The sequence below is a fragment of the Pseudomonas sp. SORT22 genome (assembly GCF_018417635.1).
Lineage (GTDB): Bacteria > Pseudomonadota > Gammaproteobacteria > Pseudomonadales > Pseudomonadaceae > Aquipseudomonas.
Genome location: NZ_CP071007.1, coordinates 3,038,125 through 3,054,897 on the forward strand (window position 1 = coordinate 3,038,125; position 16,773 = coordinate 3,054,897).

Sequence of the window (16,773 nt, forward strand, 5' to 3'; positions counted from 1 at the left end):
CCCCGGACCAATCATTGCGACAACAAGGATCCTCCCATGTTCGAACTGGACCATGACCTGGCGCAAGACATCGTCGAGCGGGCGATGGCGATTCTGCCGTGCAACGTCAACGTCATGGACAGCCAGGGCCTGATCCTCGGCAGTGGCGAGCCCGAGCGCATCAACACCCGTCACGAAGGTGCGCAGCTGGTGCTGGCCAACGGTCGAATCGTCGAGCTCGACGTCGAAGCGGCCAAGTGCCTCAAGGGTGTGCAGCCCGGGGTCAACCTGCCGCTGCTGCTCGACGGGCGCTTGATCGGTGTGCTGGGCCTGACCGGTGATCCGCAGCAGTTGCGCACCTATGGCGAGCTGGTACGGATGACCGCCGAAATGCTTTTGGCCCAGCGTCACCTGCAGGTCGAGCAGCAGTGGCGGCGCCAGCGCTGCGACGACCTGCTGGCATTGCTGCTGGGCGGCTCTGGCGATTCGCCGCGGCTGGTCGATGAGGCTCGCCAGCTGGGCCTCAAGCCGCAACTGCCGCGCATTCCCTGCCTGTTTGAGCTGGACGCCGGGCCTGCGGCCGAGGCGTTGGCCAGCTGGTTGATGAGCCGCTACCCGGACAGCTGGTGCGTAAGCCCCGCGCGCCAGTCGCTGCTCTGGTGCCGGCCCGCCACCGTGGTGCTGGATGAACCGAAACTGCTGGAGCGTTTGCAACGCCATGGCTGGCAGGTGCAGCGCCTGGCCGCAGGTTCGCCGGCGCAAAGCCTGGAGCAACTGCGCCGGGGTTATCGGCGGGTGCGCGACTTGCTGGCCTATGGCCGCGAAGTGCTGCCGGCCGAGCGCCTGCTGACCTTGAGCCGCTACCGGCTGCCAGCGTTGCTGTGGCGCCATCGCAATGATGACGCCCTCGACGAGCTGCTCGAACCGCTGCAGCGCATTCGTGCCAAGGACAACAGCGGCCAGCTGCTGGCAACCCTGCGCGCCTGGTGTGCCCACGATGGCCAGAGCCAGGCCTGCGCCGATGCCCTGGGCATTCACCGCAACAGCCTGCGCTATCGCCTGGAGCGCATCGCCGAACTGAGCGAAGTCGACCCGTTGCGCCTGGAAGGGATGCTCAGCCTGTACCTGGGCTTGCAGTTGCTGCCAGCCGGCAACTGAGGCGGTTTTGGCCAAGTGCCAAACAAGCGCGGGCGGTTTTTGTGCATCCGACCGACGCACTCTTGCAGCCCAACTGTCAGCATGCAGGCATCTGGATCAGGAGAATCCCCATGAAAATCGTCATCGCCCCCGACTCGTTCAAGGACAGCCTCAGCGCCGAAGGCGTCGCCGACGCCATTGCTGCCGGTATTGCCCTGGTGTTGCCGCAGGCGCAACGGGTCAAGTGCCCGATGGCCGACGGCGGCGAAGGTACCATGGCGGCCATCGTCGCTGCCTGTGCCGGCGAGCTGCGCAGCCTGCGCGTGCGCGGACCGCTGGGTGAGCCGGTCGACGCCGGTTGGGGCTGGCTGGCCGACAGCCACACGGCGATCATCGAAATGGCCACCGCCAGTGGCCTGCAACTGCTCACCCTGGCGCAGCGCGATGCCTGTCGCAGCAGCACCTTTGGCACCGGCCAACTGATTGCTGCGGCGCTGGATGCTGGCGCCCGGCGGATTATCCTGGCCATCGGCGGCAGTGCCACCAATGATGCCGGCAGCGGCATGTTGCGGGCGCTGGGCCTGCAATTGTTCGACGCCGACAATCAGCCGCTCGCTGAAGGCGGCCTGGCCCTGGCCCAGCTTGCCCGCATCGATGCCAGCGCGTTGGACCGGCGTTTGCGCGAGGTGCAGCTGGAAGTTGCCGCGGATGTCGACAACCCGCTGTGCGGCAGCAATGGCGCTTCAGCGATCTTTGGCCCGCAAAAGGGCGCAAGCCCCGAGCAGGTCCGGGCCCTGGACCAGGCCTTGGGACACTTTGCCGACCACTGCGGGCAACTGCTGGGCACTGATGTGCGTGACTTCCCTGGCAGCGGCGCCGCTGGCGGCATGGGCTTTGCCGCCAAGGCCTTCATGCAGGCGGCCTTTCGCCCGGGGATCGAAGTGGTGGCCGAGCTTGCCGGGCTTGAAGCGGCGGTGCAGGGGGCAGACCTGGTGATTACCGGCGAGGGCCGTTTTGATGCGCAGACCCTGCGCGGCAAGACGCCGTTCGGCGTGGCCCGGGTAGCACAGCGCCATGGGGTGCCGGTGGTGGTGATTGCTGGCACCTTGGGCGAGGGTTACCAACAGCTGTATGCCCATGGCATCGACGCCGCGTTTGCCCTGACCAGCGGGCCGATGACCCTCGAGGCGGCCTGTGCCAATGCGCCAGCCTTGCTCCAGGCCCGCGCTGGCGACATCGCCCGCCTGTGGTGCCGCGCCCGGGCGTTGCCCGCCGGCTGACGGGCCGGCGTCATCGCCGCTAGCCCCCCGTCATGTTCATGAAACGCAAAATCTGCACCTCGCCATTGATATCGAAAGTATGGCTGTAGGGTTTGAGGGTCATGGCCTGGCGGATGGCCTTGTCCAGGCGTTCGCTGTCACCCGGGTGGGCACGCAGCACCTGCTTGAGGTCGGCGGCGTGCTCATTGCCCAGGCACAGCAGCAGACGGCCTTCGACGGTCAGCCGCACGCGGTTGCAGCTGGCGCAAAAGTTGTGGCTGTGCGGCGAGATGAAGCCGATGCGGATATCCGGCGCCTCAGCCAGACGCCAGTAACGCGAGGGGCCCTGGGTTGATTCGGCCGACTCGATCAGGCTGAAGTGCTCGGCGATACGCGCGCGCACTTCGTCACTTGAACAATAGGACTCGCTGCGCTGGTGCTCGCTGATCACCCCCAGGGGCATTTCTTCAATAAAGGAAATATCCAGCTGGCGATCGATGGCAAAGCGCACCAGATCGACCACTTCATCATCGTTGCGGCCCTTGAGCACCACGCAGTTGAGCTTGGTGCGGCGAAAGCCGGCGGCATGGGCGGCGTCGATGCCGGCAACCACCTGGGCCAGATCGCCGGTGCGGGTCAAAGCCTTGAAACGCTCGGCATCGAGGCTGTCGAGGCTGATGTTCAGGCGCGAAAGGCCGGCATCGAACAGCGGCTGGGCCAGGCGGGTGAGTTGCGAGCCGTTGCTGGTCATGCACAGTTCGCGCAGGCCGGGCAGGGCGGCGATGCGTGCGCACAGCTCGACGATGCCGGCGCGCACCAGCGGCTCGCCACCGGTCAGGCGGATCTTGCGGGTGCCCATGGCGACGAAACGCTCGGCCAGCTGGTACAGCTCCTCGAGGGTGAGGATGCGCTGGCGCGGCAGGAACTGCATGTCTTCGGCCATGCAATAGACGCAGCGAAAGTCGCAGCGATCGGTGACCGACATGCGCAGGTAATCGATTTTACGACTGTAGCCGTCGACCAGTTGTTTGCCGTTTGCACTCATGCTGGGCAGGGCCTCTTATCGCGCGTCCGGGATGCGTTTGCGCACTAGTTCTTTGATGATGGTCGAGGCTATTTAAATTATCCAGGTCGGTCAAATCACTAATAATGACCAACTGATAAGGCTCATCTATCGGTAGCTTGCAGCCCCCGTATTACGTGGGTTTCAGCGGCGTGATAGAGGGTTTTGATCGGTTCGTCATTTGTTTTGATTAGACGCCTGAGTCCACGCTCAATAGCCTGAAAGGGTAGGAAACGAAGTTCGCCATTAATCAACCTGTCAATAACAAGTTGTTAGTCGGTGAAACGTTAAAGATGCCCTGCGAGCCAAGCGAGGAAGCCGCGATGAGCCAAGATGAACATATAAAAAACTATGACGCCCCCGCCGCCGGTTGGGGCGCGCTGAAAAGCGTGACCAAGAGCTGGCTGGGCAGTGAAAACGCCTTCAAGAACCTGCGCGTTATGCTCAAGACCAACCAGAACGGCGGTTTCGACTGCCCCGGTTGCGCCTGGGGCGAGTCGCCGGAAAGCGGCATGGTCAAGTTCTGCGAGAACGGCGCCAAGGCGGTCAACTGGGAGTCCACCGGGCGCCTGGTCGATGCGGATTTCTTCGCCCGCTACAGCGTCACCGAGCTGGCCCGCCAGAGCGACTACTGGCTTGAATATCAGGGCCGCCTGACCCATCCGATGCGCTATGACGCCGCCACCGACCACTACGTCGAAACCAGCTGGGAGGACGCCTTTGCGCTGATCGCCCAGCACCTCAACAGCCTCGAGTCTCCTGACCAGGCCGAGTTCTACACCTCCGGCCGGGCCAGCAACGAGGCGGCGTTCCTTTACCAGCTGTTCGTGCGCGCCTACGGTACCAACAACTTCCCTGATTGCTCGAACATGTGCCATGAGGCCAGCGGTGTCGGCATGTCGCAAACCCTCGGGGTCGGCAAGGGCACGGTGGTGTTCGACGACCTGGAGCACGCCGACGCAATCTTCGTTATCGGCCAGAACCCCGGCACCAACCACCCGCGCATGCTCGAACCGCTGCGCGAGGCAGTCAAGCGCGGGGCCCAGGTGATCTGCCTGAACCCGCTCAAGGAGCGTGGCCTGGAGCGTTTCCAGCACCCGCAGCACCCGTTCGAGATGCTCAGCAACGGCTCCGAGCCGACCAACACCGCGTACTTTCGTCCGGCCCTGGGCGGCGACATGGCGGTGATGCGCGGCATCGCCAAGTTTTTGCTGCAATGGGAACGCGAGGCCCAGGCCAAGGGCGAGCCGGCAGTGTTCGACCACGTCTTTATCGCCGAGCACACCTCGGGGCTCGACGCTTACCTGGCCGAAGTCGATGCCACTCGTTGGGCGCATATTGTCGAGCAGTCGGGCCTGAGCCTGGCCGAGCTTGAGCTGGCTGCCCGCATGTACCGGCGCGCCGAGCGGGTGATCATGTGCTGGGCCATGGGCGTGACCCAGCACCGTCACTCAGTGCCGACCGTGCAGGAAATCATCAACCTGCAGCTGCTGCGCGGCAACGTCGGCAAGCCGGGCGCCGGGCTGTCGCCGGTACGCGGCCACAGTAACGTGCAAGGCGACCGCACCATGGGCATCGACGAGCAGCCACCGGCGCGCCTGCTCGATGCCCTGGAAGCGCGCTTCGCCTTCAAGGCCCCGCGCCTGCACGGGCACAACGCGGTGCTGGCGATCCAGGCCATGGAAGAGCAGCGCGCCAAGGTGTTCATCGCCCTGGGCGGCAACTTCGCCCAGGCCACCCCCGATACCCCGCGCACCCACGACGCCTTGCGCAACTGCGCGCTGACCGCGCACATCGCCACCAAGCTCAACCGCTCGCACCTGGTCACCGGCCGTGACGCCCTGATCCTGCCGTGCCTGGGCCGTACCGAAATCGACCTGCAGGCCGAAGGGCCGCAAGGCATCACCGTCGAAGACACCTTCAGCATGGTGCATATCTCCCACGGCCAGCTCAAACCCTGCTCGCCGCTGCTACGCTCGGAGCCTGCGATCGTCGCCGGCATCGCCAAGGCCACCCTCGGTGACCGGCCGATCGACTGGCAGTGGACGGTTGCCGACTACAGCCGCATTCGCGACCTGATTGCCGACGTTATCCCGGGTTTCGAGGACTTCAATGCGCGCCTGCAGCACCCCGGTGGCTTCCACCTGGGCAACACCGCAGCGCAGCGCGATTGGCACACCGAAAGCGGCAAGGCGCAGTTCACTGCCAGCGTGCTGCCGGCGCAACTGGTCAACGAAGAGGTTCTGGCCCGTGGCGACACCCCGGACCTGATCCTGCAGACCCTGCGCTCCCACGACCAGTACAACACCACCCTGTACGGCCTCGACGATCGCTACCGCGGCGTATTCGGCCTGCGTGAGGTGGTCTTCGCCAACGAGCAGGACATCCGCCGCCTGGGTTTCAAGCCCAATGACAAGGTCGATATGGTTTCGCTGTGGGAAGACGGCCGCGAGCGCCGGGTCAGCGGCTTTACCCTGGTCGCCTACGACATTCCGCCAGGACAGGCCGCAGCCTACTACCCGGAGACCAACCCGCTGGTGCCGCTGGAAAGCTACGGTGAGCGCACCTTCACACCGACCTCGAAATTCATCGCCATCAAGCTCGAGAAAGCCAGCGCCGACAACCTGATTCCATCAGCGCACCTCTGACGCTGCACTCGAGTCGCTGAGGCAATCGCGCCCACCATCGCACTTTTTCCGATTTACCGGCTCTATTCATGGCCAGGCGGCGCTGACTCCCAGCGTCGCCGCTGACTACTGACCGGTGCCGATGGTTGATCCGTTTCTCGTTTTCCTGCGACACCTGCGCCTGCCGGTGATGGCGGGCGCCTTGCTTGCCAGCCTCAGCGCCTGTAGCCAGCAACAAGGCCGCGACATCGTCAGCCAGTTCAGCCAAGGCCGCCCCCAGGAGCTGTTACAGACCAGCGTCGACCGCATGGCCACGCTGTCGATGCGCGACAACCTGCGCAGCCTTTACCTGCTGATGAACAAGCTGTACCAGCGCAACCCCAACCAGTGGCGCCAGTCCGGCTATGTCGATGCCAGCACCGCCGAGCGGCAGATCCGCCAGGCCATCGAGCAACGCCAGCCGTTGGCGCAACTGGGCGAGCGCCGCGACCTGGCTGCGCTCAGCTATGCGCTTAGCCCGGAGTTTCGCGGCGATCGGGTCGGCGCCTTCATCTATGCCATTGGCAGCATGCTGGTCACCGCCCATGGCGGGCGCACAGAATTTTTCATGACCGACACCATCGACCCGCAGTTCGTCAGCAATGCCGCGCGCAACATCGAAAAGGCCACCTGGCTGCTCAGCCAGCGCCAGGACGCCAATGGCGTGCTGCTGCTGTTTTCCAATGAAATATCGGAGGAGGGCAGCAACCTGAGCTTTGCCGTGGAATTCGGCAAGATCGTCGCGCGCCTGGACCTGCTGGCGCAGATGCTCGACGAGCGCTATCGGCGTATTGGCCTTAACTACGCGCAAAGCCTGCTGCTGATGAACTTTCTGCCGGTGCAATAGGCCGGGGAACTCAAGGTACTTACGGCAATCCTAGTTGATGTAGGTACTCTTTATCCGGAGGCATCACCATGCGCCGTTTACTGCTCGTTTCCTCGCTTGTGCTCTGTCTGCCCTTCGGCTCGGCCCTGGCCAAAGTCGACGCCGGTGATGTTGCCACCTCGGCCGGGGTATCCGCTTCGCTGTACTCGACCTTCAAGGACGACAAACGCATCATCCCCGCCCGTGACGACGCCTCGTCGTTCATCGCCAGTGACGGTGCGATCCGCGGCGTGTACCTGGAGTCGATGCTGCAGAGCATCCGCGCGCAGAACCCCGACCTCAAAGCCAGCGACGAAGAGCTGGCCCGGGCGATCCTGCTGCAAGATCAATTCGGCGCCGGGCAATAATCACCAGTGCTGGCGATGAGGCCGGTGAAGTCAATGCAGCAGGCGGCGCCTGGATTACGACCGCTGCGCGCTCGATCGCAGGCAAGGCCAGCTCCCACCGGTTCGGTGTAAACAGGCCCACTGTGGGAGCGGCGGTGCGACGACTCGACTTGACCCGCGATGAGGCCGCTACAGGTCTACCTCAAAGCGCCTCGATCGCCTGTCGATAACGCTGCCCGGCAAGACTCATGCTGTTGTTATGAGTCGCCCCGGGCACCAGCAGCAGGCGTTTGGGCGGCTGCGCCACAGCAAACAGTTGCTCGCTGAAACGCGGCGGCACAAATCGGTCGTCCAGGCCGTGAACCACCAGCAGCGGCATGCCGATGGCGGCAATCTTGTCGATTGAATCGAACTTCTGCGACAGCAGCCAGCGCACTGGCAGCGAGGTCTTGGCCACTGCCGTGGCGGCATCGCCCAGGGAGGTGAAGGTCGATTCGATGATCAAGCCGCGCGCCGGCACCGGACGCTGGTCCTTGTGCGCTTGCTGGCCCAACTGCGCGGCCAGCTCGACCGCCACCGCACCGCCCAGCGAGTGCCCGTAGATCAGCCGTTTGCGCGGGTCGGGCTGCAACGCCTGCAAGCGTTCCCAGGCCACCTGCGCGTCCTCGTAGACGCTCGCCTCGGAGGGCAGGCCGCCACGGCTCTGGCCAAAACCGCGGTAGTCGATCGCCAGCACCGAATAGCCAAGGTTATGCAGTTGCTGGATGCGAAACAGCTGGCCGGTGAGGTTCCAGCGCACCCCGTGCAGGTAGAGGATGGCCGGTGCATCCGGCCTTTTTGCTGGCCACCACCAGGCGTGGATGTTCTGCCCGGCCTTGAAGGTGTCGGGCCGTAACTCAAGCTCCTGGACGCCTGCGGGCATGCCCCGGTACCAGCTGGCATTGCCCGGCTCGATGCGAAACAGCAACTCGCGCTCCTTGTGCTCGAGCACCGCGCAACCCACCGGCAGGCCGACCACTACGCTGGTCAGGGCCAGCCCGTAGAGCCAGCGGCGAGGGTGTTTGAGCGAGAAAAAGGCCATGGTAAATCGTTCGTCTGAATACAAAGACGCGTTTTAACAGAAGCGCCGCCCAAGCTGTAGGGGAACTTGCCAGGCGACGAACTGCACCTCGCGAAATGCAAAGCATTACTAGACTCTCTGCAGCCCGTTCATGGCGCGCCCGCAGGGCTTGGACGCAGCGCCGGACCGAGTTGATCGATCGATCACATTGCACACCCGTACCAGAGGCGCACCGGGTTCCAGCAAGGCAGTCGGCATCTCGTGCACGTGGCGTGGCAAACGCCGGTAACGTGAGACGGAGCAAGGCCTTATGAAGCGCAACAACAAGTGGCTATCGACGCTGGCGCTTGCCGCGTCGGCGACCTTCGGCGCGGCGGCTGCCGCTGCCGCAGACAAACCGAACATCCTGGTAATCTTCGGCGACGATATCGGCCAGACCAACATCAGCGCCTACGCCATGGGTGTGGTCGGCTATGAGACGCCGAACATCGACCGCATCGCCAAGGAGGGCATGATCTTCACCGACTACTATGCCGAAAACAGCTGCACCGCCGGCCGCTCATCATTCATTACCGGCCAGTCGCCGCTGCGCACCGGTTTGTCCAAAGTCGGCATGCCGGGGGTGGCGGTGGGCCTGCAGGCCCGCGATGTAACCATAGCTCAGGCGCTCAAGGCCCAGGGCTACGCCACCGGCCAGTTCGGCAAGAACCACCTGGGCGACCGCGACGAATACCTGCCGACCAACCACGGTTTCGACGAGTTCTTCGGCAACCTTTATCATCTCAACGCCGAAGAAGAGCCCGAGCGCCCGTACTGGCCCAAGGATGACCAGGAGTTCCTCAAGGCTGCTTCGCCTCGCGGGGTGATCAAGGCCAGCGCCGACGGCAAGATCGAGGACACTGGGGCGCTGACCAGCAAGCGTATGGAAACCATCGACGATGAAACCACCCAGGCGGCCATCAGCTTCATCGAGAAACAGGCCAAGGCCGACAAGCCATTTTTCGTCTGGATGAACACCACCCGCATGCACGCCTTCACCCACGTGCGTGACGCCATGAAGGGCCAGAGCGGCATGCCCGGCAATGACTACGCAGACGGCATGCTCGAGCACGACGGCGATGTCGGCAAGCTGCTCAAATCGCTGGATGACCTGAAGATCACCGATAACACCATCGTCATCTACACCACCGACAACGGCCCCAACCAGTGGTCCTGGCCGGATGCGGCGACCACGCCGTTCCGCAACGAGAAAAACTCCAACTGGGAAGGCGCCTACCGGGTACCGGCGATGATCCGCTGGCCGGGCAAGGTCGAGGCCGGCAAGGTCTCGCGGCAGATGTTCTCGGGCCTGGACTGGTTCCCGACCTTGCTCGCGGCAGCCGGCGACAGCGGTATCAAGGACCGCCTGCTCAAGGGCGCCGATGTCGGTGGCAAGAACTTCAAGGTGCACCTGGATGGCTTCAACCAGCTCGACTACCTGACCGGCAAGGCGGCGAAAAGCGCGCGCGACGAGTTCTACTACTTCAACGACGACGGTGAACTGGTGTCGATGCGCTTCGGCGACTGGAAGCTGGTGTTTTGCGAGCAGCGCGCCCCGGGCGGGCTGACGGTGTGGAGCGAGCCCTTCACCTGCCTGCGGGTGCCGAAGCTGTTCAACCTGCGCATGGACCCCTATGAGCGCGCCGACGTGGTCTCTGACCAGTATTACGACTGGCTGACCAAGAACGACTACCTGGTGTTCCAGGGCACGCGCAAGGCTGCGGCATTCCTCAAGACCTTCGTCGAGTACCCGCCCAGCCAGCGCCCGGCGAGCTTCAGCATCGATCAGATTCGCGAAGAGGTCGACAAGGAAATCGAAGCGAAGATGAAGTAACGCCGCACCTTGTGAGCGGGACGTACTGTCGCACTCAGTCGGCCAGGGTCAATTCGCCAAACCAGCGCTGCCGGGCGAGTTCGAGCCTGGCTTGAGTGACGCTGGCAAGCCGCGCCTGATCACTGACGGCCATGCCTTCGAGGTAGACGAAGTGCACATTCTGCAGGCCCAACGTGCCGAGCACGTGGCGCAGGTAAGCGCTGAGAAAGTCCGGCTGGCGGGCCCGTGCCCCGCGGTGGTAGCCGCCTGAACTGACGATCAGGTACACCGGCCGGTCTTTGAGCAGGCCGACCTTGCCTTCAGGGCCGGCAATGAAGGTGCGGTGGATGCGCAGCACATGGTCGATCCAGAGCTTGAGCGCTGCCGGCACGGTGAAGTTGTGCATGGGCGTGGCAATCAGCAACAGGTCACAGCCTTCGAGCTCGCTGATCAGTGCCTCGGAGCTTGCAAATACCGGGTCGTGCGGCGGTACAAAGCCGGTCAGCGCTGTCGCGTAGCCGGCACTCAACGGCGCCAGTGGCGTGGCCGCCAGGTCCCGCAGGGTCACCTTGAGGTGTGGGTACTGGTGGCGGATGCAAGCGACCATTTCGTCGGCCAGGCGCAAGCCGATCGAGGTGCTGCCGCGCATGCTGGCATTGACCAGGAGCAGGTTATCCATGGCGCTGTGCCTCGGCGGCGGGCAGTGCCTGAACAAAATGCATGCCTTTGGCCAAAAGTCCTTCGCGGTAATAGAAGCGCTGGGCCAATGGCATATGCAGCCCGGTATCGAGCACCAGGTAGGCATGGCCGTTGCGCAGGCCATCGGCGCGTGCGGCATCGAGCAATGCGGCGCCGACCCGCAGGCCGCGCATGGCCGGGGACACCACCAGGTCGTCGACGTAGGTAAAGCGTCCATAGAGCAGGTTTTCGCTGCTCCTTACCCCTGCCAGCCCCAGCAGTTGCTTGCCGTAGAAAGCCCCGAGCAAGCGGTAGCCCTGCAGCGCCTGGCGCCTGACTTGCTGCGCGAACGCGTCGGCATCCACCAGGTGCGGCCGAAGTTCGCGCATTAGCTCGAAGGCGTCGCGTTGCTCGGTGCCTTCTTGCAGGTAGCGGATGGTTGCCTGTTCGCCCACGGGTTTCTCCCAGATCAATTTGAGCCGTTACTTTACGGCGGCAACGGACTACCTTATAGGTCCAAAAAATGCACAAATGACTAGGACATGCCAGCCTCCAGCCCACCGACGATGACGCCCCTCTATCGACAGATCTACCTGCGTTTTCGCGACGCCATCAGTACCGGGCGCTTGCAGCCGGGTGAGCGCCTGCCTTCGGTGCGGGCCCTGGCGGCGGAACTCAACCTGGCGCGCGGCACGGTCGAGGCGGCTTACCAGATGCTCGGCGGTGAAGGCTATGTGCAATCCAGGGGCCCGGCAGGCACGGTGGTCGCCCCGTCGCTCAGTACCAGGGCAGTAGATGTCGATGTGCCGGGGCCAGCGCTGGCCCCGGAGCCGCAGACGTATTTGCCAATGCCCTTGCAGATCGGCTTGCCGGCGCTGGACGCCTTTCCGCGCAAGCTGTGGACGCGCCTGGTGGGGCGTACCTTGCGCCAAAGCGGGGTGGAGGGCCTGGCGTACCCGGACCCTCAAGGGCAGCTTGCCCTGCGCCATGCATTGGCGGGTTACCTGGCGGTGTCGCGGGGCATCAGCTGTACTGCGCAACAGGTTTTCATCTGCGCAGGCTACCGTGCCTGTCTCGACCTGATCTGCTCCAGCCTGCTGGAGGACGGTGACCGCTGCTGGTTCGAAGACCCGGGTTACTTCCAGGCCAGGCGTTTTCTTGAGCACGCCCGGGTGCAGTTGGTGCCGGTGCCGGTGGATGGCGACGGCCTTGATGTCGACGCCGCTATCGCTCGGGCTGCTGATGCGCGCTTTGCCCTGGTCACGCCCCATCACCAGAGCCCTCTTGGCGTCACGCTGTCGCTGCCGCGGCGCCAGCGCCTGCTGGACTGGGCCAGTAGCCAGGGCAGCTGGATCATCGAGGACGACTACGACAGCGAGTACCGTTACCGCGGTCGGCCGGTGCCGGCACTCAAGAGCCTCGACAGCGAGGGGCGGGTACTGTACTGCGCGACCTTCAGCAAAGTACTGGCGCCGGGCATACGCCTGGCCTATCTGGTGGTTCCCCAGGCCCAGGTAGAGCGCTTCGCCAGCGTGGCCCGGGACATGCACAACCACTGCCCGCAGTTGTTGCAGGCGACGGTGAGCGCATTTATCGAAGAAGGCCATTTTGCCCGGCACTTGCGCAAAATGCGCAGCCTCTATGCCCAGCGGCGCCAGCAACTGGTCGAGGCCTTGCAGGCCGAACTCGGTGAGTATCTGCAACTGGACAATCAGGCAGGCGGCATGCACCTGGTGGCAGATGTGCGCGGCGGCCTCGACGATTGTGCGATTGCCCGCCGCGCGCGGGTGCTTGGCCTGGCGATCGAGCCGCTTTCAGGCTGGTACCGACAACCCGGGCAACGGCGCGGGTTGTTGATCGGCTTTACCAATGTCACCAGCCGCGAACAAGCCGTTGCGCTGGCCAGGCAGTTACGCCTGGCGATGGGCCTTTAGCCGTGGCGGCTGTCAGTTGCGGTCCACCCACACAGTCTGCGCATTGCAGAACTCGCGTACGCCGAAGTGTGACAACTCACGGCCAAAGCCGCTCTTCTTGACGCCGCCGAAGGTCACCCGCGGGTCGCTGGCGCAGTAGCCGTTGATGAACACGCCGCCGGTGTCCAGCTCATCGGCCAGTTGCTCGGCCAACGCAGCATTGGCAGTGTAGATAGTCGAGGCCAGGCCGAATTCGCTGTCGTTGGCCAGTTGCAGGGCATGGCGGGCATCGCGGGCGGTGATGATCGAGGCCACCGGGCCGAACAACTCCTGCTTGAACGAAGTCATCTGGTCGGTGACGTCGGCCAGCACGGTGGGCTGGTAGTAGTTGCCGTTGCCTTGCACCTTGCCACCGCCAAGCAGCAGGGTCGCGCCCTCGGCCAGGGTTGCCTGGACTTGCTGGTCGAGCTCATCGCGCAGGTCGAAGCGGGCCATCGGGCCGATGTAGGTCTCGCTGGCATGCGGATCGCCCATGACCAGCGCCTGGGTGGCCTCGACGAATTTGCGGGTGAAGGCCTCGACCACGCCTTGCTCGACGATCAGGCGCTTGGCTGCGGCGCAGACCTGGCCGGTGTTCTGGTAACGGCCGATGACGGCGGCTTTGACCGCTTCATCAAGGTCGGCATCGTTGAGGACAATGAACGGGTCCGAGCCGCCCAGCTCCAGCACGCACTTTTTCAGCGCGGCGCCGGCCTGGGCGCCGATGGCGGTACCGGCGCGTACGCTGCCAGTCAGGGTCACGGCGGCAATGCGCGGGTCGGCGATGGCCTTGGACACGCCCTCTGGGGTGACGTTGATCACCTCGAACACGCCCTCGGGGAAACCTGCGCGCTGGAACGCTTCGAGCAGCAGGTAGGCGCTGCCCATCACGTTCGGCGCGTGCTTGAGTACATAGGTATTGCCGGCCAGCAACGCCGGCACCGCGCCGCGCAGCACCTGCCAGATCGGGAAGTTCCACGGCATCACTGCCAGCAGCGGGCCGAGTGGACGGTATTCGATGCGCGCCTTGCCGACGGGCACCGGGGCCGCTTCAGCCTCGAGCATGGCCGGGCCGTTGGCCGCGTACCACTCGCAGAGCTGCGCGCATTTCTCGATTTCACCCCTGGCCTGGGCCACCGGCTTGCCCATTTCGTCGGTGATCATCCGCGCCATGGCCTCGGCGTTGTTGCGCAGGGCGCCGGCCAGGGCCAGCAGCAATGCGGTGCGTGCCGCTACCGGCGTGCGGCGCCAGGCAGCAAAGCCCTGGGCGGCGCGACTCAGGGCGGCGTCGAGGACAGCGTCGCTTTCGTAGGCATAGTGGCCGATCTGCTCGCCATTGGCGGGGTTGATCGACAAGGCGTGGGTGTGGAAGTTGATCGCGGTCATCACGGCGGTCCTGAGGGGAGGGGAACGGTTTCAGACTACTGCGTTGTGTCTTTGCCTTAAACTGAATAATACTGAGCAAAACATTCACGTAGAGAGAATGACTATGGATCTGGTGCAACTGGAGATGTTCAAGGCGGTGGCCGAGCAGGGCAGCATCAGTGCCGCGGCCCAGCACATCCATCGGGTACCGTCGAACCTGACCACGCGGATCAAGCAGCTGGAGCAGGAGCTGGGTGCCGAGCTGTTCATCCGCGAAAAAAGCCGTTTGCGCCTGTCGCCGGCGGGCTGGAACTTTCTCGACTATGCCCGGCGTATTCTCGACCTGGTGGCCGAGGCGCGGCTGACCGTGGCGGGTGACGAGCCGCAAGGCGCCTTCGCCCTCGGCTCGCTGGAAAGCACCGCCGCGGTGCGCATTCCGACGCTGCTGGCGGCTTACAACCAGGCCTATGCCAAGGTCGAACTGGACCTCACCACCGGGCCGTCCGGGGCGATGATCGACGGCGTGCTGGCCGGGCGCCTGAGCGCCGCCTTCGTCGACGGCCCGGTGTTGCACCCGGCGCTCGAGGGGGTGCCGGTGTTCGTCGAAGAGATGGTGCTGATCGCACCGCTCAACCACACGCCGATCACCCGCGCTGGCGAGGTCAACGGCATGACCATCTACGCCTTTCGCGCCAACTGCTCATACCGTCATCACTTCGAGAACTGGTTTGCCCAGGACCAGGCGGTGCCGGGCAAGATCATTGAGATGGAGTCGTACCACGGCATGCTTGCCTGCGTCAGCGCCGGCGCCGGCCTGGCGCTGATGCCGCGCAGCATGCTCGAAAGCATGCCCGGCTGCAGCACGGTCAGTGTCTGGCCGCTGTCCCAGCGCTTTCGCTACCTGCGCACCTGGCTGGTGTGGCGGCGCGGCACGGTATCGCGCAGCTTGAGGACCTTCGTGCAACTGCTGGAAGAGCGCGGCGAGGTACTCAAGGTCGAGGAACCGGTGTGACCTGATGTGCTGGCCTCATCGGTGGCAAGCCAGCGTCTACTGGCCAGCTACACTGTTGCTACTGTCCGATCCCGGAGTCCATCATGAACAGGTTGTCCTCCATTGGCCTGTGCTTGGCGTTATCGACTGTATGTGCGCAGGGCTGGGCCGAAACCGTGGTGCCGCTCAAGGGCCAGAGCGCCCAGCAGGTGCAGGTCGATATCAACGATTGCCATAACGTCGCCGCGAGTTCCGCCAGCAGCGATGCCCATGTCGGTGGGCGGGTGCGCGGAGCTGCCGTGGGTGCGGCCGCCGGCGCCGCGGGCGCCGAGGTACGGGGACGCCAGCATGATGAGGTCTACGACCGTGTCGATGATGACGTCAAACAGCAATACCGGCAGAACCGTGCCGGTGAAACCGCCGCTGCCGGCGCGGTTGTCGGTGGTGCCCGCCAGCGCCAGGAGCGTCGGCAGGACCGACGCAGCAATGAGGCGACCAGCGCTTCGGCCTATACCAGTTGCCTGCAGAACAAGGGTTACCAGGTCACGCCATAGCCGCTGCCGATCTGCTAGGCTGCAGGCTTTGACCCGTGTGCAGGCAGCCATGAACAACGATATTCCCGAACCCCAGGCGGTGGGCAGTCCGATCACCAGCAGCGCGATTTTCATGGTCGCCACCCTGGCCCCAGGCAGTGAGGCACTGCAAACCGTGCGTGAGTGGTGCGCCGATATCGCCGGCCTGACCCGCTCGGTCGGCAAGCGCGTGCCGGCCGGCAACCTGTCGTGCGTCTGCGGCTTTGCCTCCAATGCCTGGGATCAGCTGTTCGGCGGGCCACGGCCACAGGCCTTGCACCCGTTCCGCGAGTTTGGCGTCGAAGGGCGCCGCGCGCCGGCAACCCCCGGCGATATCCTCTTGCACATCCGCGCCGAGCAGATGGACCTGTGCTTCGAACTGGCCACCCAACTGATCACGGCCCTGGGCGATGCAGTCAAGGTGGTGGACGAAGTGCAGGGTTTTCGGTACTTCGACATGCGCAGCATCATCGGCTTCGTCGATGGTACCGAGAACCCGGTCGGCCGCCAGGTGCCCAAATTCACCCTGGTCGGCGACGAAGACCCGGGCTTCAGCGGCGGCAGCTACGTGCTGGTGCAAAAGTACCTGCACAACATGAGCGCCTGGAACGCGCTGCCGGTCGAGGCGCAGGAGCGGGTGATCGGCCGCACCAAGCTGTCGGACATCGAGCTGGGTGACGAAGCCAAACCCAGCAACTCCCACAGCGCACTGACCACCATCACCGACGCGAACGGCGAAGAGCTGAAGATCCTGCGCGACAACATGCCGTTCGGCCGCCCCGGCGCCGGTGAGTTCGGCACTTACTTCATTGGTTATGCGCGCTCGCCGGCGCCGATCGAGCAGATGCTCGAGAACATGTTCGTCGGTCGCCCGGCAGGCAATTACGACCGCTTGCTGGACTTCAGCAACGCGGTCACCGGCGGCCTGTTCTTCGTGCCGTCGGCCGAGCTGCTCGAAGACCTGGCCGAGCGCACCCCGGGCTAGTG

15 protein-coding genes are annotated in these 16,773 nt (G+C 64.5%); 10 read left to right on the plus strand and 5 right to left on the minus strand.

All coding sequences use genetic code 11. The features are described 5' to 3' along the window. Positions 1-36: 36 nt before the first annotated feature. Entirely contained in the window at positions 37-1,137 is a 1,101-nt protein-coding gene (locus JYG36_RS14025) for a sugar diacid recognition domain-containing protein (protein ID WP_045201980.1), read from the plus strand. A 110-nt stretch (positions 1,138-1,247) separates the two neighbouring features. Continuing rightward, complete coding sequence (locus tag JYG36_RS14030; RefSeq protein WP_195884115.1) at positions 1,248-2,396, plus strand: glycerate kinase; 1,149 nt, start codon at positions 1,248-1,250, stop codon at positions 2,394-2,396. A 19-nt stretch (positions 2,397-2,415) separates the two neighbouring features. Here the strand turns inward: JYG36_RS14030 and moaA are convergent, their stop codons facing one another. Further along, entirely contained in the window at positions 2,416-3,420 is a 1,005-nt protein-coding gene (moaA, locus tag JYG36_RS14035; protein WP_093382746.1) for a GTP 3',8-cyclase MoaA, read from the minus strand. A 341-nt stretch (positions 3,421-3,761) separates the two neighbouring features. On the opposite strand from moaA, the gene JYG36_RS14040 reads away from it, so the two are divergent. The 3 genes from JYG36_RS14040 (at position 3,762) to JYG36_RS14050 (ending at position 7,337) form a co-directional block, all read left to right on the plus strand. Then, positions 3,762-6,086, plus strand: a complete 2,325-nt coding sequence (locus JYG36_RS14040; protein WP_213601203.1) for an FdhF/YdeP family oxidoreductase — start codon at positions 3,762-3,764, stop codon at positions 6,084-6,086. 121 nt (positions 6,087-6,207) lie between these two features. Further along, positions 6,208-6,951 carry a hypothetical protein gene (locus JYG36_RS14045; protein WP_045201988.1) on the plus strand — a complete coding sequence of 248 codons (744 nt, stop codon included), beginning with the start codon at positions 6,208-6,210 and terminating at the stop codon, positions 6,949-6,951. Positions 6,952-7,019: 68 nt separating this feature from the next. Then, positions 7,020-7,337, plus strand: coding sequence for a DUF2388 domain-containing protein (locus tag JYG36_RS14050; RefSeq protein WP_045201991.1), 318 nt, complete (start codon positions 7,020-7,022; stop codon positions 7,335-7,337). Between the two features lie 181 nt (positions 7,338-7,518). Here JYG36_RS14050 and JYG36_RS14055 read toward each other — a convergent pair whose 3' ends face one another. Further along, entirely contained in the window at positions 7,519-8,397 is an 879-nt protein-coding gene (locus JYG36_RS14055) for an alpha/beta hydrolase (protein WP_213601205.1), read from the minus strand. Positions 8,398-8,686: 289 nt separating this feature from the next. Here JYG36_RS14055 and JYG36_RS14060 point away from each other — a divergent pair, with 289 nt between their 5' ends. Next, positions 8,687-10,249, plus strand: coding sequence for an arylsulfatase (locus tag JYG36_RS14060; RefSeq protein ID WP_093382765.1), 1,563 nt, complete (start codon positions 8,687-8,689; stop codon positions 10,247-10,249). Between the two features lie 34 nt (positions 10,250-10,283). On the opposite strand, the gene JYG36_RS14065 is transcribed toward JYG36_RS14060, so the two are convergent. Further along, positions 10,284-10,907 (minus strand): FMN-dependent NADH-azoreductase, encoded by a 624-nt coding sequence (locus tag JYG36_RS14065; protein ID WP_213601207.1) that lies wholly within the window; start codon positions 10,905-10,907, stop codon positions 10,284-10,286. Then, complete coding sequence (locus JYG36_RS14070) at positions 10,900-11,361, minus strand: GNAT family N-acetyltransferase (protein ID WP_045202028.1); 462 nt, start codon at positions 11,359-11,361, stop codon at positions 10,900-10,902. The genes JYG36_RS14065 and JYG36_RS14070 overlap by 8 nt, the downstream gene beginning before the upstream one ends. Before the next feature lie 87 nt (positions 11,362-11,448). On the opposite strand from JYG36_RS14070, the gene pdxR reads away from it, so the two are divergent. Beyond that, positions 11,449-12,840, plus strand: coding sequence for a MocR-like pyridoxine biosynthesis transcription factor PdxR (gene pdxR, locus JYG36_RS14075; RefSeq protein WP_213601209.1), 1,392 nt, complete (start codon positions 11,449-11,451; stop codon positions 12,838-12,840). A 12-nt stretch (positions 12,841-12,852) separates the two neighbouring features. Here the strand turns inward: pdxR and JYG36_RS14080 are convergent, their stop codons facing one another. Next, a complete protein-coding gene (locus JYG36_RS14080; protein ID WP_213601211.1) occupies positions 12,853-14,244 on the minus strand; it encodes an aldehyde dehydrogenase family protein in 1,392 nt (463 codons plus the stop codon). Positions 14,245-14,347: 103 nt separating this feature from the next. Here JYG36_RS14080 and ptrR point away from each other — a divergent pair, with 103 nt between their 5' ends. The 3 genes from ptrR to JYG36_RS14095 all read left to right on the plus strand — a co-directional run bounded on the left by ptrR (position 14,348) and on the right by JYG36_RS14095 (position 16,771). After that, positions 14,348-15,235 carry a putrescine utilization regulator PtrR gene (gene ptrR, locus JYG36_RS14085; protein WP_093382780.1) on the plus strand — a complete coding sequence of 296 codons (888 nt, stop codon included), beginning with the start codon at positions 14,348-14,350 and terminating at the stop codon, positions 15,233-15,235. A gap of 83 nt (positions 15,236-15,318) precedes the next feature. Then, positions 15,319-15,768 (plus strand): YMGG-like glycine zipper-containing protein, encoded by a 450-nt coding sequence (locus JYG36_RS14090; RefSeq protein WP_093382783.1) that lies wholly within the window; start codon positions 15,319-15,321, stop codon positions 15,766-15,768. A gap of 49 nt (positions 15,769-15,817) precedes the next feature. Next, complete coding sequence (locus tag JYG36_RS14095; protein WP_093382787.1) at positions 15,818-16,771, plus strand: Dyp-type peroxidase; 954 nt, start codon at positions 15,818-15,820, stop codon at positions 16,769-16,771. The last annotated feature ends 2 nt before the right edge of the window (positions 16,772-16,773 follow it).

What these genes read in the sequence shown, in the direction of transcription:
- JYG36_RS14090 (WP_093382783.1), top strand. Translation starts at nt 15,319, where the DNA reads ATGAACAGGTTGTCCTCCATTGGCCTGTGCTTGGCGTTATCGACTGTA.
- JYG36_RS14040 (WP_213601203.1), top strand. Translation starts at nt 3,762, where the DNA reads ATGAGCCAAGATGAACATATAAAAAACTATGACGCCCCCGCCGCCGGT.
- JYG36_RS14025 (WP_045201980.1), top strand. Translation starts at nt 37, where the DNA reads ATGTTCGAACTGGACCATGACCTGGCGCAAGACATCGTCGAGCGGGCG.
- JYG36_RS14055 (WP_213601205.1), bottom strand. Translation starts at nt 8,397, where the DNA reads ATGGCCTTTTTCTCGCTCAAACACCCTCGCCGCTGGCTCTACGGGCTG.
- JYG36_RS14030 (WP_195884115.1), top strand. Translation starts at nt 1,248, where the DNA reads ATGAAAATCGTCATCGCCCCCGACTCGTTCAAGGACAGCCTCAGCGCC.
- JYG36_RS14080 (WP_213601211.1), bottom strand. Translation starts at nt 14,244, where the DNA reads ATGACCGCGATCAACTTCCACACCCACGCCTTGTCGATCAACCCCGCC.
- pdxR (WP_213601209.1), top strand. Translation starts at nt 11,449, where the DNA reads ATGCCAGCCTCCAGCCCACCGACGATGACGCCCCTCTATCGACAGATC.
- ptrR (WP_093382780.1), top strand. Translation starts at nt 14,348, where the DNA reads ATGGATCTGGTGCAACTGGAGATGTTCAAGGCGGTGGCCGAGCAGGGC.
- moaA (WP_093382746.1), bottom strand. Translation starts at nt 3,420, where the DNA reads ATGAGTGCAAACGGCAAACAACTGGTCGACGGCTACAGTCGTAAAATC.
- JYG36_RS14060 (WP_093382765.1), top strand. Translation starts at nt 8,687, where the DNA reads ATGAAGCGCAACAACAAGTGGCTATCGACGCTGGCGCTTGCCGCGTCG.
- JYG36_RS14095 (WP_093382787.1), top strand. Translation starts at nt 15,818, where the DNA reads ATGAACAACGATATTCCCGAACCCCAGGCGGTGGGCAGTCCGATCACC.
- JYG36_RS14045 (WP_045201988.1), top strand. Translation starts at nt 6,208, where the DNA reads ATGGTTGATCCGTTTCTCGTTTTCCTGCGACACCTGCGCCTGCCGGTG.
- JYG36_RS14065 (WP_213601207.1), bottom strand. Translation starts at nt 10,907, where the DNA reads ATGGATAACCTGCTCCTGGTCAATGCCAGCATGCGCGGCAGCACCTCG.
- JYG36_RS14050 (WP_045201991.1), top strand. Translation starts at nt 7,020, where the DNA reads ATGCGCCGTTTACTGCTCGTTTCCTCGCTTGTGCTCTGTCTGCCCTTC.